The organism is Flagellimonas sp. 2504JD1-5 (assembly GCF_053618295.1).
In genome coordinates this window covers 1,357,267-1,371,099 of record NZ_JBSIOU010000002.1, presented here as the reverse complement: position 1 = coordinate 1,371,099, position 13,833 = coordinate 1,357,267, and the positions used below count along the sequence as shown (strand labels likewise).

At 39.7% G+C, this 13,833-nt stretch carries 15 protein-coding genes; 9 read left to right on the top strand and 6 right to left on the bottom strand.

All coding sequences use genetic code 11. The features are described from left to right. The first annotated feature begins 22 nt into the window (after positions 1 to 22). Complete coding sequence (gene truA, locus ACULLG_RS15670; RefSeq protein ID WP_452127741.1) at positions 23 to 775, top strand: tRNA pseudouridine(38-40) synthase TruA; 753 nt, start codon at positions 23 to 25, stop codon at positions 773 to 775. Next, positions 762 to 2,534: an ABC transporter ATP-binding protein gene (locus ACULLG_RS15665; protein ID WP_452127740.1), complete on the top strand. Its 1,773-nt coding sequence runs from the start codon at positions 762 to 764 to the stop codon at positions 2,532 to 2,534. The genes truA and ACULLG_RS15665 overlap by 14 nt, the downstream gene beginning before the upstream one ends. Here ACULLG_RS15665 and ACULLG_RS15660 read toward each other — a convergent pair. The 4 genes from ACULLG_RS15660 to folP all read right to left on the bottom strand — a co-directional run bounded on the left by ACULLG_RS15660 (position 2,531) and on the right by folP (position 5,530). After that, positions 2,531 to 2,983 (bottom strand): nuclear transport factor 2 family protein, encoded by a 453-nt coding sequence (locus tag ACULLG_RS15660; protein WP_452127739.1) that lies wholly within the window; start codon positions 2,981 to 2,983, stop codon positions 2,531 to 2,533. The two genes, ACULLG_RS15665 and ACULLG_RS15660, sit on opposite strands and share 4 nt — an antisense overlap. Positions 2,984 to 3,100: 117 nt before the next feature. Then, positions 3,101 to 3,865 carry a DUF3667 domain-containing protein gene (locus ACULLG_RS15655; RefSeq protein WP_452127738.1) on the bottom strand — a complete coding sequence of 255 codons (765 nt, stop codon included), beginning with the start codon at positions 3,863 to 3,865 and terminating at the stop codon, positions 3,101 to 3,103. A gap of 1 nt (position 3,866) precedes the next feature. Continuing rightward, complete coding sequence (gene cdaA / locus ACULLG_RS15650; RefSeq protein ID WP_452127737.1) at positions 3,867 to 4,652, bottom strand: diadenylate cyclase CdaA; 786 nt, start codon at positions 4,650 to 4,652, stop codon at positions 3,867 to 3,869. 44 nt (positions 4,653 to 4,696) lie between these two features. Beyond that, on the bottom strand, positions 4,697 to 5,530 hold the full coding sequence (gene folP, locus ACULLG_RS15645) for a dihydropteroate synthase (RefSeq protein ID WP_452127736.1): 834 nt from the start codon (positions 5,528 to 5,530) through the stop codon (positions 4,697 to 4,699). Between the two features lie 93 nt (positions 5,531 to 5,623). Here folP and ACULLG_RS15640 point away from each other — a divergent pair, with 93 nt between their 5' ends. From ACULLG_RS15640 to ACULLG_RS15610, 7 genes are all read left to right on the top strand, one after another. Beyond that, positions 5,624 to 6,163 carry a DUF1599 domain-containing protein gene (locus ACULLG_RS15640; protein WP_452127735.1) on the top strand — a complete coding sequence of 180 codons (540 nt, stop codon included), beginning with the start codon at positions 5,624 to 5,626 and terminating at the stop codon, positions 6,161 to 6,163. Next, positions 6,163 to 7,257 carry a BT_3928 family protein gene (locus tag ACULLG_RS15635; RefSeq protein ID WP_452127734.1) on the top strand — a complete coding sequence of 365 codons (1,095 nt, stop codon included), beginning with the start codon at positions 6,163 to 6,165 and terminating at the stop codon, positions 7,255 to 7,257. Before ACULLG_RS15640 ends, ACULLG_RS15635 begins: the two co-directional genes overlap by 1 nt. Before the next feature lie 38 nt (positions 7,258 to 7,295). Next, complete coding sequence (locus ACULLG_RS15630; protein ID WP_452127733.1) at positions 7,296 to 7,691, top strand: four helix bundle protein; 396 nt, start codon at positions 7,296 to 7,298, stop codon at positions 7,689 to 7,691. A gap of 41 nt (positions 7,692 to 7,732) precedes the next feature. Continuing rightward, positions 7,733 to 8,482 carry a triose-phosphate isomerase gene (gene tpiA / locus ACULLG_RS15625; RefSeq protein WP_452127732.1) on the top strand — a complete coding sequence of 250 codons (750 nt, stop codon included), beginning with the start codon at positions 7,733 to 7,735 and terminating at the stop codon, positions 8,480 to 8,482. 13 nt (positions 8,483 to 8,495) lie between these two features. Further along, on the top strand, positions 8,496 to 9,323 hold the full coding sequence (gene prmA / locus ACULLG_RS15620) for a 50S ribosomal protein L11 methyltransferase (protein WP_452127731.1): 828 nt from the start codon (positions 8,496 to 8,498) through the stop codon (positions 9,321 to 9,323). Between the two features lie 20 nt (positions 9,324 to 9,343). Continuing rightward, positions 9,344 to 9,619, top strand: coding sequence for an ATP-dependent Clp protease adaptor ClpS (locus tag ACULLG_RS15615; protein WP_452127730.1), 276 nt, complete (start codon positions 9,344 to 9,346; stop codon positions 9,617 to 9,619). A gap of 106 nt (positions 9,620 to 9,725) precedes the next feature. Further along, positions 9,726 to 10,346 (top strand): hypothetical protein, encoded by a 621-nt coding sequence (locus ACULLG_RS15610; RefSeq protein ID WP_452127729.1) that lies wholly within the window; start codon positions 9,726 to 9,728, stop codon positions 10,344 to 10,346. Positions 10,347 to 10,355: 9 nt separating this feature from the next. Here the strand turns inward: ACULLG_RS15610 and ACULLG_RS15605 are convergent, their stop codons facing one another. Together ACULLG_RS15605 and ACULLG_RS15600 are read right to left on the bottom strand one after the other, a co-directional pair. Continuing rightward, positions 10,356 to 12,719: a glycoside hydrolase family 95 protein gene (locus ACULLG_RS15605; protein ID WP_452127728.1), complete on the bottom strand. Its 2,364-nt coding sequence runs from the start codon at positions 12,717 to 12,719 to the stop codon at positions 10,356 to 10,358. 5 nt (positions 12,720 to 12,724) lie between these two features. After that, a complete protein-coding gene (locus ACULLG_RS15600; protein WP_452127727.1) occupies positions 12,725 to 13,810 on the bottom strand; it encodes an alkaline phosphatase in 1,086 nt (361 codons plus the stop codon). Between the last annotated feature and the right edge of the window lie 23 nt (positions 13,811 to 13,833).

Below are 13,833 nucleotides of genomic sequence, written 5' to 3'. Positions count from 1 at the left end.
AACTTAAAAGTAAGGGATCCAATTGAGATATTTTATCCAATTTTCTTATTTCGGAAAAGCCTATCACGGCTGGCAGAACCAACCCAATGCAATAACTGTTCAAGAGGTGCTGGAAAAAGCATTGTCCACTTTGTTACGGGATAAAATTGAGGTGGTCGGTGCGGGAAGAACTGACTCCGGAGTACACGCCAAGGAAATGTTCGCTCATTTTGATGTCGACACCATTAAGGATACAGAAGAACTTCTGTATCGATTGAACGCATTCCTGCCAGAAGATATCGCAGTGCAAAATATTAGAAAGGTCAATGCTGAGGCCCATGCTCGATTTGATGCTACGGAACGCGCATACGAATATTGGATTGTTCAAGAGAAGAATCCTTTTTATTCTGATTTTGCCCATTTCGTAAAACTCCCCTTGGATGTGGATGCCATGAACCAATCGGCCAAGTATTTATTGGATCATAAAGATTTTGAATGCTTCTCCAAATCCAACACTGATGTAAAAACATTCCTCTGCGATGTTAAAAGCGTTTTTTGGGAGATAAAACCGGACAAATTGATTTTCACCATTTCCGCAGACCGCTTTTTGCGTAATATGGTTCGGGCGATTGTAGGTACTTTGCTCGATGTGGGCCTTGGCAAAATGAAACCTGAAGAAATCAAAGCCATTTTACAAAGTAAGGATAGGGGAAAAGCAGGGGTTTCGGTGCCTGCAAAAGGATTATATTTGACAAAGGTCTCATACCCAAAAAGGATATTTGATGAGCAACAATGATGAAATAGGAAAAGCGTTTGACTTTGGTTTGTTCAAACGAATATTTGCGCACACCAAACCTTATAGGGTTACTTTTTGGGTCGTTGCGGTGGTTGCCATTTTGTCGGCGGGTTTTGCGGTCTTGACGCCTATTTTGGTGAAGTTCATTGTAGATGAACCCTTAGCCAACAAAGATAGCGGCCAGTTATTGTTTGTAGTATTGGTTATGTTGGGTGCTTTGTTGGGACAGGTGATTTGTCAACTTTCGTTCAATTATTATGCAAACTTGTTGGGCGAATCTGTTATTAAGGATATTCGCATACGCCTGTTCCAAAAGATGATGGGTTTTAAAATGACCTATTTTGATAATTCTTCGATAGGCGTATTGGTCACAAGGGCCGTGGCCGATATGCAACGCATTGGTGAAATATTCAGTCAAGGTTTTTTTGTGATTGTTGCGGATTTGCTCAAAATGATTTCCGGCGCGGCGGTAATGGTTTATATCAATTGGAAATTGGCCTTGATCGTATTTGCAATTTTACCCATTATTTTGATAGCTACGCGACTTTTTCAACAAGCAATGAAGGTGGCCTTTATTGAAGTTCGTGCCCAGGTCTCCAATCTCAACTCGTTTGTGCAAGAGCGCATTGCGGGAATGAAGATTGTACAACTCTTTAACCGGGAGGAAATTGAAAAGGAGAAGTTTCGAAAGATCAATGAGAAACATCAGAATGCATGGTTAAAAACGGTGTGGTACAATTCCATCTTTTTTCCAATTGCCGAAATCTCAAATTCCATCGGTATAGGTTTGGTGGTTTACTTTGGAATCATTCAAAACCTGGATAATGTTGCCCTGGAGACCAAAGGTTCCATTTTCGCTTTTTTCTTTTTGATGGATTTATTGTTCCGCCCACTTCGTCAGATTGCAGATAAATTCAACACTTTGCAAATGGGGATGGTTGCAGCCAACAGAGTGTTCAAAATATTGGATACGGATAGCCAAATTGTGGACAATGGCACCTTGGAAAAGAAAGATGTACAAGGAAATATTCAATTTAAGGATGTTCGGTTTGGTTATGTGGAGAATGAAGAAGTTTTGCATGGAATTTCCTTCGATGTAAAAGCTGGCGAGACCGTGGCCATTGTTGGAGCTACGGGAGCTGGAAAATCGACCATCATTAATTTATTGAACCGTTTTTATGAAATCAATTCCGGTCAAATCCTAATAGATGGGCATAACATTCAAGAGTACTCTTTGAGTACACTACGTTCCCAAATTGCAGTCGTGCTGCAAGATGTTTTCCTTTTTGCGGATTCTATTGCCAACAATATATCACTACGTGATGAATCGGTAACGATTTCTGACCTTGAAGCTGCGGCCAAACAAATTGGAGTTCACGAATTTATAGCAAGTCTGCCTGGAGGTTATCAATATAATGTAAAGGAGAGAGGAAGCATGCTTTCCAGTGGCCAACGCCAATTGATCGCCTTTTTACGCGCTTATGTGAGCAATCCCAGTATTTTGATACTCGATGAAGCAACATCTTCGGTTGATACCTATTCTGAGCAACTGATTCAACAAGCCACGGACAAGATTACGGAGGGAAGAACATCAATTATCATTGCCCATCGTTTGGCGACAATTAAAAAAGCGGACAAAATTATTGTAATGGATGCCGGGCAGATAGTTGAAATGGGTACGCACCGCGAATTGCTTAAAAAAGGCGGGTATTACAATGATTTGTATGAGGCACAGTTTTTGGCCGAAGAGGTTGCTTAATGCAAACTTGAGTCATTAAACTGCCAAAGCACGTTCACAATTTGCCATTTTCCGTTTAGTTTGATGACGTGCATATAGTCGACCCATTCATCAGCAATCAATTTTACCGAAGCGGTTTTGTCATAAATATCCAAAATGAGCACTTCCTTTTTGGGGTTCTCGGGAAATTTATCCCCCTTCGTATTATAGGTTTCAGCCAATAAGATCATAGCGTCGGTAAACGTTTCCCTTAAATACTCTTTTTGTGTGCTCTTATCGGTCCAGAAGGTTCTTTTTACCATACGCGGGTGCGCAGCCCGTGCAAATTGCTCCGGATTTACATTGTGTTGGGATTCAATATAGTCCAACGCCGTTTGCTTAATTTCGATGGAATCTTTTTGGGTCTGCGCATGCCCAAAGAATCCCAAAAACAATACGGAACAAATGGAGAGGGTGGTAATTTTTGTCATTTCTAGTTGATTTTGAAACCAAATGTATGAATAGGCAAAAGCAAAAAAATGTTAATTATGATTTCCTTTAGGAGAATAAAGACATTAAGAATTCTGGTGCCGAGAGAACTATAAAAATTACTTTGGCCTAAAATCTTCAATGGTCATATGTCCTAATAAAAGAGATACAAGAACAATCAAGATTCCCATAATCAACATTACGATAACAAGTAAAATCAAGTAGGCCAAACCTCGAAGAAAGGTACTTGGAAATTTAGTTTTGTGAATTTTTCCCAAGACATAAAATTGGTATACAACAATTAGCAATAGAAATGCCCAATTGAAAATATCGTACCTGATATCAAATATGCCAAAAAGAAGTAAGCACACTGCAACTTGAACAAATGAGGTTTGCCCTGTTATGTATGCATTGGCGACAAGGTGTTCCGTGTAATTAAGTTTTTTCTTATCTATAAAAAGCAGCCAGGTCATTAAAGCGTATACGGGCATGATTAGATAGGACAACAGACCCTGGTAATCGAAGACAAACTCCATGTTGGTTGGCTGGTTATCCGAAAAACTATTGTTGGTTAGGTTGACATGATAGACATTTCTTAGCACAAAAAACATTATCCCCGATAAGGTTATGGCAATGGCAAAATAGCTGATGGGGTTCATGTATCTTTTTCGAGTTCCCTGTATATAACTATTGATGACTATTTCGGGCCTGGAAAAAAGATGTCGAAAAGTTTTTAAAAAGGTATTGTCCAAATTAAAAACCTGAAAGCTTAAATCTTGGAAGACATTTTTAAGGGTTAACCGATTTTGGATAATTTTTGCCCCACAAGAAGGGCAATAACCAAAATCGGACCTTAGGCTTGCATTGCAGTTTTTACAGTTCATCTTATTCCAAATCCTTTTTTAAGAAGTTGGTCAACTCATCTAGACCTTTGTATGGAACAAATTCGCCATTTTTTATATAGGAAACGGATCCTGTTTCTTCACTGACCACCAAACAAATGGCATCCGTTTTTTCGCTAATGCCCACAGCAGCTCGGTGGCGCAATCCGAAACGCAAAGGAATGTTTCTATCATTGGATACGGGCAAGATAACTCGTGTTGCAGTGATGTAATTATCTTGAATTATTGCAGCTCCGTCGTGCAAGGGACTGTTCTTAAAAAAGATACTTTCCAAAATGGGCTGTGTGATTTCAATATTCATTTTATCCCCGGTTATCTTCACAAAATCCAAGGAATTGGTTCGTTCCATCACAATAAGCGCCCCTGTTTTTGTTGACCCCATTTTTTCGCAGGCTGCCACCACCGCCTCTACATTGGTATCACCCGGCATGGCTTCCTGTTTTAAAAACTTGAAATGTTTGATAAAACCTCTTTTGGTGGCAAAATTGGTTGAGCCGATCATTAAGAGGAATTTTCGGATTTCTTGTTGAAATACAATGATCAATGCAATTAACCCAATATTCATAAAACCACCCACCATGCTACTGATCATTTTCATTTGGAGTAGTTCGGTCAATTTCCACAAGGCCCATACAATGACAATTCCAATAAAAATATTTATTGCCACGGTACCTTTGACCAATTTATAAATATAGTAGAGTAGGGCGGCCACGAGGACTATGTCGATGACATCTGTGATTTTAAATTCAAGAAAATTTAGAAAATCCAACCGTGGTGTTTTTGTAAAATTAGCAAAAATAGCAGAACCAAATATTAGAGCGCATTGGCTTTCAAAGTTTCAACAAGTTCTACACACTCCCTTGCTTCTTTAACGTCGTGAACCCGTAAAATATTGGCACCCTTTAACAAAGCAACTGTATGCAGCGCAGTTGAACCATTCAAAGCTTCGGCAGGAGATGATTTTAGTACTTTGTAGATCATGGATTTTCGACTTAAACCTATTAAAATGGGCACTTCAAAAGTTTTAAAAAGATCCAGGTGGTTCAACAAGGTATAGTTTTGTTCAGTGGTCTTGGCAAAGCCAAAGCCAGGGTCTATGATCACATCATTGATTTTATGTTTGGTGGTCTCGCTAATTTTGTCTGAAAAATAAAAACGAAGATCTTTGATCAAGTCATCATAAACCGCTTTTTTCTGCATGGACTGCGGAGTGCCTTTTAAATGCATCATGATATAAGGAACCTGATAGTCGGCGATGGTGGTAAACATGTCCGAATCCAAATTACCGGCAGAAATATCGTTGATCATGGCTGCACCCCGTAGCAAGCTTTTCGAAGCCACTTTACTTCTGAATGTATCTATGGAAATTAAAGTTTCAGGAAAATTTAAAAGAATCAATTCCACAATGGGAAGCAATCGTTTCAGTTCATCATCTTCGGCAACATGTTCGGCTCCTGGTCTTGAGCTATAGGCACCCATATCTATAAAAGTAGCACCTTCCTTGAGCATTCTTTCGACCTGTTTTAATATAGGGGCATCGTCCTTGAACTTGCCTCCATCATAAAAAGAATCAGGGGTAAGGTTCAAAATCCCCATAATTTTGGGTATGCCTAAGTCAATAAGATTGCCTTTACAGTTTATGGTCATACAGCATATGCGCTTTGAAGGGTTTGATTATCTTTGGCACGGTGTTTTTAGCACCGTAGTTGTGACGAAATTTACGCAAATTAGCCAGAATACATGCAGCACACCTCAGAACAATATGATACCGTCATCAATTCATGCCGTGAACTGTTTTTGAAAAAGGCCAAGGATTATGGTACCGCTTGGCGAATACTGAGACTTCCATCGTTGACCGACCAAATTTTTATCAAGGCGCAACGTATCCGGAGTTTACAACAAAATGAGGTCCGTAAAGTTGATGAGGGAGAACGTTCAGAATTTATAGGAATCATCAACTATTCTATAATGGCCTTGATTCAATTGAAAAAAGGAGTAGTGGAGCAGCCAGATCTTTCAGCGGAAGAAGCTATCGAACTATATGATAAAGAAGTGGCCATCACCAAAGAATTAATGGAAAATAAAAACCATGATTATGGTGAAGCTTGGCGTGATATGCGAGTGAGTTCTTTGACCGATTTGATACTTCAAAAGCTATTAAGGGTAAAACAGATTGAGGATAACCAAGGTGCTACTTTGGTGAGTGAAGGGATTGATGCCAATTATCAAGATATGGTTAATTATGCGGTTTTTGCCTTGATTCATTTAAACGAAGAATGATGAAATATTTGGTTTGGTTATCTAGAATTTTTGTTGGAGTCTTGTTCATCATAAGTGGACTCATTAAACTGAATGACCCTGTGGGTTTCTCCTTCAAATTGGAAGAATACTTTAGTCAGGGGGTGCTCGATTTACCTTTTTTGATGCCTTTGGCATTGGCAATTTCCATTTTTGTTGTCATTGTTGAGGTAATTTTAGGAGTACTTCTGCTAATTGGGTTTAAACCAAAGTTTACCATTTGGAGTTTGTTGGCCATGATTATCTTTTTCACATTTCTAACTTTTTATTCGGCCTATTTCAACAAAGTCACTGATTGCGGTTGTTTTGGCGATGCGGTGAAATTGACCCCATGGGAATCCTTTACCAAAGATGTGATTTTGCTGGGTCTTATACTGATTTTATTCTATGGCCAAAAATATATTACCCCTTTGTTCAATGTAAAAACCAATTGGATCATCGCAGGAATATCCTTGGTCGCATGTATGCTGTTTGCCAACCAAGTACTTAACCATCTGCCTTCGGTAGATTTTAGGCCTTATAAGATTGGGGCAAACATTCAGGAGGGAATGAGCACACCCGAAGATGCACCAAAACCACTTCACGAATATGCATGGCAGTTTAAGGTGAATGGAGAAGACAAAATTGTGGTCACTAATGGCGAATATCCAAAAGTTGATGGTGAGTTTATTGGAGTAGAGACCACTGAAATTCAAAAAGGATATGAACCTCCAATCCATGATTTTACCATTGAAAAAGATGGAGAAGATAGGGCATCCTTTATTTTGGAGAAGGATAAATTGGTAATGGTGATAGCCTATGATTTGGCAAAGAGCAATTATGATGTGTTCGAAGATGTTGCTAAAGTGACGTCAAAGGCCAAAGAAAAAGGATATACCGTTATTGGAATGTCCGCCTCGAGTAACGAAAGGGCCAATCAAATTAAGAAGCAGTATGCATTGGACTTCGATTTTTACTTTACAGATGAAACTACACTGAAAACAATAGTACGGTCAAATCCGGCGGTTTTGGTCCTGGAAAAGGGCACAATTCTGCAAAAAGTACATTACAATGACCTTGACGAATTAAAGTTTTAATGTTTGTTGTTTTAAGTTTGTTGTCTCAAAGGTTTTGAATGGCAAGAATCGATAGTTTCGAAGAACTGGAAGTCTGGAAAATTTCTAGGAGGATTTGTCAATTTGTTGAAGAGTTATTTCAACATACGGACTTAGGAACGAATTACGCTCTGCGCAATCAAATGGAGAGAAGTTCGGGTTCTATAATGGACAATATAGCTGAAGGTTTCGGTAGAGGAGGAAACAAGGAATTTCACAATTTTTTGAGTTTTTCAAAAGGCTCGGCAAGTGAACTTAAGTCTCAATTATATAGAGCGCATGATAAAGAGCTTATTTCTAAAGAGAAATATGTGCAAGGGTTAGAACTCACCGAACTAGAGATCAATAAAATTGGAGCTTTTATGTACTACCTTCGCAATTCTGAAATTAAAGGAGAAAAATTCAAGAAAAGTTAAAAATAATAAACACCAAACAGAAAAACTTAATAACAAGAACCATGAGAACCCAAATAGTTGCAGGAAACTGGAAGATGAATAAAAACCTTGAAGAAACCGAGGCATTGCTGACCGAGCTTTCGGCCAAACTTCCAGATACACATGCAGAAGTCATTGTGGCCCCCACCTTTATTAACTTGGCACAGGCACAAAGAAGTTTACAGTCATCCACCATAAAAGTTGCGGCCCAAAACATGCATTTTGCAGAAAATGGAGCATATACCGGAGAGATTTCTGCTGATATGCTATTGAATATCCACGTGGACACCGTAATTCTTGGACATTCGGAAAGACGTTCACTTTTTGGAGAGACTGATGATCTTTTAGCCAAAAAAGTAAGAACTGCTTTGGACAAGGAAATGACGGTTATTTTCTGCTTTGGGGAAGAATTGGAGGAACGTAAATCGGGAAATCACTTCGCAGTTGTAGAAAGCCAATTAAAAAACGCTCTTTTTGATTTGGATGCTACAGCTTGGAAAAGCATTGTGCTGGCTTATGAACCTGTTTGGGCCATTGGAACAGGTGAAACTGCGAGCCCGGAGCAAGCTCAGGAAATGCACGCCTTTATTAGGAAAACAATTGCCGAGGCTTATAATGAATCTGTTGCTGAAGGTGTGTCCATTTTGTACGGCGGAAGCGTAAAGCCGGCAAATGCATCCGATATTTTCTCAAAACCAGATGTAGATGGAGGCCTTATCGGAGGTGCTTCGTTAAAGGCCGATGACTTTATTGCCATCATCAAGGCTATCTAATTTTTGATTCAGTTTGACCTATATTGAATACAATTTTGACATTTCCCCACCGCAACCTACAACGGATATTTTAATTGCCGAACTTGGTGAGCTTGGTTTTGAAAGCTTTGTGGAAACTGATTCAGGTTTGCTGGCCTATGTCATTAAAACCGAATGGAATGAGGCCATATTAGGCGACCTTTATATCTTTCAGAACCCAAATATCCAAATATCTTGGACACAGAAAGAAATTGAGCAACAAAATTGGAATGCAGAATGGGAAAAAAACTTTCATCCCATAACTGTTGATGATAAATGTATGGTCAGGGCTCCTTTCCATGACAAAAAAGAGGTGGAATATGACATTGTCATAGAACCTAAAATGAGTTTTGGCACAGGGCATCATGAAACCACCCATATGATGTTGCAACATATTTTGGATACTGATTTTAAGAACAAATCTGTGTTGGATATGGGATGTGGCACCGGGGTTTTGGCAATTTTGGCCGAGATGAGGGGAGCTGTAAAATTAGATGCGATTGATATAGATGAATGGTGTTATTTGAACTCAAAAGAGAACGTGGAGCGAAACCACTGTAATAAAATAGAGGTTTATCAAGGCGACAGTAGTTTGTTGATAAACAAGAACTATGACATCATTTTGGCCAATATCAATAGGAATATCTTGTTGGAGGATATCCCGGTCTATACCAAATGTTTGAATCAAGGGGGAATACTCTTTTTAAGTGGGTTCTACACCCAAGATTTGGAGGTAATCTCTTCAAAATGTGGGGAATATGGGTTAAAATTTGCAAAAAAGTTGGAAAAGAACAATTGGGTTTCAGCAAAATATGTAAATTAGAATTGATTAATTCAACAATCATGGGCACTCAGGAGAAAGTATCGGAAGAGTTACTTTTAGAAGAAGAGGTTGTAAAACAGAATGAAATTGTTCTTTTCAACGACGATGTAAATACATTTGATCATGTAATCAATACCTTGATCAAGGTTTGTGACCATACCCCGGAGCAGGCCGAACAATGCTCATTGATAGTGCACTATAATGGTAAATGTACCGTGAAGACAGGTGAGTACTCCGACCTAAAACCCAGATGCTCCAAATTACTGGAGGCTGGACTCAGTGCCGAGATTATCTAATGGAATGTAGTATATAATGAAGGCTTAACTTGTCATTTTTATTTTTTAGACTTCCTTTTCCAATAGGCACAGCTATAACAAACAAGAAACTTTTTTTAAAAAGAAAATGGGCGATTTTTTTAAGGCAGAATTAAAGGACCGTTTTCTAAAATACGCGTTGGAGCGAAAGGACTATTTTGAAACCAAAACATTGTACGAGGAGTTCCTTAGCCCAAATTACAGCTCGGATTTTGTTCTAAAATTGGTAAGGGAAATTCAAGAATACGATACGGGCCTTCTGGATATTATGGGTGGCAATGGTGTGGAAATCTTTATGATGGCATCAACCCCAAAAACCCAACAGTTTTTGGATGCAGGCGGATTCAAGGATTTACATGTGAAGGAGGAAGAAAAATGGGATGTCTTTTTGAATCAATTGAACCCAAATTCCCATTTGTCAAAGGAAACACAATCACTAAAAAAAACTTCATCTGGGCACAAAAAAGAAAAGACTTTGTTGATTCTTCTTGTTTCTGCTGTTGCCGTTAGTTTTGCGTTTACGCTTTTTAGTATACTGTATAACACGATTTTTAAACCTGAGTACGTTCCTGCAGATGAGTTTGAGCGAGAATTGGAACAAGTTCGTTCCCGGTACATTCAGGAAAATGAACGCCTTACCCAAGAGTTGGAACAAACACAAACAATCATAGATTCCCTAAGAAGAAGCGCTGCAATTGAATTTGAGTAGGGTTTTGTTTTAAAACATTTTTATAACCTCCAACTTGTTGGTCAGTTGAACGGATTTCCCTTTTTCGATATTAAGATCTTTCACGATAGTGCCATACCGAACTTTTAGTTTGTTGCCCAATTTGGACTGAATGAGGGCATTTTTCATTTTACCATCATGCCATTCAATATCCACTTCAAAACCACCTCTTGCCATAAGTCCTGTAACCTTTCCGGTGTGCAAGGTTTTCGGCAGGGCGGGAAGCAAATTAACCTCACCAGCGTGCGATTGCACCAAAATTTCGGCCAGGGCGGCAGTCGCCCCAAAATTTCCATCTATTTGGAATGGCGGGTGGTCATCAAACAAATTGGGGTATGTTTTGTGGGCCCAAAGATCAACCAGATTTTCCCAGACCTTGTCTCCATTCAACAGGCGGGCATAAAAATTCATGATCCAGCCTTTGCTCCAACCAGTGTGCCCACCACCTTCTTTTAAGCGGGCCTGAATCACTTTTTTGGCAGCTTCCATATATTCTGGACTGCCATTCCAGTTAAATTCGTTGGAAGGATGAAGCCCATATAAATGGGAAATATGCCTGTGACCCGGCCAAACTTCCTTTAGACTTTCATCGGACCACTCCAAAATCCTTCCATCTTTTCCAATTTTCGAAGGTGTCAGATTTGATAGCTGCTGCTCAAGTTTTTTACGGAATTTCTTATCAATTCCCAACACTTTGGAAGCAGCTATGGTGCCGTTGAAAAGATGTCTTACAATTTGAAGATCCATTGCCGGCCCCATGACCAAGGCTGCATCACTACCATCCGGTGTTATAAATTTGTTTTCGGGTGACATGGAAGGGCCCGTGACCAGCATACCTGTTTTGGGATCGTTCACCAAAAAATCGGATAAGAATTCGGCAGCTTCTTTCATTACCGGATATCCTAAATTCTTTAGAAACTCTTTGTCCTCCGTAAACAAGTAATGTTCCCAAAAATGCGTTGAACTCCATGCGGCACCCATGGGCCAGGCACCATATTCGGTTTTTCCAATGGGAGAGGTGAACTTCCAGGCATCGGTAGTGTGATGTGCCACAAACCCATTCATTCCATAGACATTTTTGGCAGTTTTTCGACCATTTTCCCTTAATCCGGCAATAAACTCCAAGAATGGAAGATGAAATTCGGAAAGATTGGTGATTTCCGAGGGCCAATAATTCATTTGAATATTGATATTGATGTGATAATCCGAATTCCATGGAGGGGTAAGCCCGTCTGCCCATAAACCCTGTAGATTGGCAGGTAAACTTCCTGGTCTGGAACTACTAATGAGCAAATATCTACCGAACTGAAAGTAAAGTGTGGCTAAAGAAGGGTCGTTCACACCTCGTTTTTGTGCATCAATCCGTTCGTCCGTAGCAAAACCTGCCGCGGCGGAGGGAGGGATTTCCAAGCTAACTCGATTAAAAAAGGTTTGATATTCGGCTATATGATTCGCCAATAACTCGTCGTAATCAAGATTTTCCAATTTTTTTTGATAGCCATCGCATAGTTCAGCAGGATCAAGTTGTCTAAAGTTGGTTCCGACTACCAATCGTAATTCTACTGCATCTGCATTCTTAACTGCTACATGATTGTTGATGACGTTTGTTGTACCTGACTCGGCAATTATTTGAAGTCGCGCTTCATACTTAATCCCTTTTCCATTACTTAGATGTTGGGTCATGATCAACATATTACCTTCAATACGAACTGTTTCTCCATCGCCAGGTCTACTTAATCCGATGTTGCAGTTAATTTTTCCAGGCTTGTCGGAGGAAGCTTTGAAAACCAGGACATTATCCGCAGCAGAGGAAAACACGGTTCGGGTGTGGGTTACATCTTTAACCTTGAATCTGGTAGTGATTGTGGCATTGTTAAGATCAAGATCCCTATAATAGTCAGTTGCATTTTCAATCCCTTCAAAGTTTAGCATGATATCTCCAAGCGTTTGATAGGTATTGGTATTGGAGGGTAATCTTGGGGAAAGTACCTGTTCGGAGTATAGTTTTTCCGCCTCCGAATATTTTCCGTCAAAGAGCAGTTTTCTTATTTCGTCAAGATATTTGTGGGCATTGGGCTGGTCCTTATATTCGCCATCTTTGGTCCAAATGGTCTCTTCATTGAGCTGGATCCGTTCTTTCTGTATTCCGCCAAAAACCATTGCTCCGAGACTACCATTGCCAACGGGTAATGCCTCATTCCAAGAAGCAGCCGGGCGTTTGTACCACAGCTTAAGGTTATCAGAGGCTTGCGCGGTCATATGAAGAGCGCCAAGTACAATAATGGTAGTACAAAAAGCAAGCTTTAAATGTGTTGGAAACTTGATTGCAGTACTTGAGCAAAGAGAATGCTTCATGAATTTTATTGATTTAGGACGTGCATAATTTTGTGAAACACATTATAGTTTTCATAAATTCCCTTAAATCTATCGCTTCCTGGTCCATATGCGAATATGGGAATCATGGTTACGGTATGTCCTCCCGTTGAAAATGTGCCTTTGACATCATTGTAATTATTATTGTTGGAAGAAAGCGCAAACCCGCCTGTTTCGTGATCAGCCGTTACCAAGACCAAGGTGTTGCCGTCTTTTTCTGCATAATCGAGAATTGTACCTAAGGTTTTATCAAAATCCAACATCTCGGTGACGATATAATTGGCATCATTTTCGTGTCCACCCCAATCAATTTGTGAACCTTCGACCATTAAAAAGAAGTTTTTTCCATCTTTTGACAGGAATTCGAGTGCCATTTTGGTGGCATCGCCTAAAAAATCTCCGCGATTCTCGGTCATTTTGGGTAGCCCTTCATCAGCCAAAAGAAATCCCAATCTTTTGGTGGTCTTGGTCATAAGTTTGTCCAAACTATAGGATATGTCAAAACCATTCAGTCTAAGGCTGTCAGTATAGTTTAAACCATCCGGTCGCTGTTCAAAAAAGCGTTTTCCGCCACCGGCAAAGAAATCAATGTTAGAATGGTGCATTTGGCTGGCAATAGCATCTTGTTCGCCGCGTAATTTTACATGCGCGAAAAAAGATGCGGGCGTGGCGTGCGTTATGGAACTAGTTGCCACAAGGCCAGTGTTCCAGTTTTGGTCGGGTACTATTTCTACTATGTTTTTGATTGCCAATGAATCACTGTCCATTCCAATTGCGCCATTATAAGTTTTTACCCCACAGGCATATGCTGTTGCTCCGGCTGCAGAATCCGTTATTCTATGACTAGAAGCATTGTTTCGTAATAGGCCAATATGCTCTAAACGTTCAAAGTTTGAGTGTTCTAACTTTCCAAGTTCATATAATGAAGAGATTTGGGTCAATCCCATACCGTCTCCAATGACCAAAATGATTTTGGTTGGGCTTTTCTCTGTCTGGGCCTTTACATTTTGAATTCCAATCAACAGTAATATCAGGAATAGCGAATATGGAGATCTCAAAAGGATTTTGGACATGAAATATAAATTTTTGCTGAAGT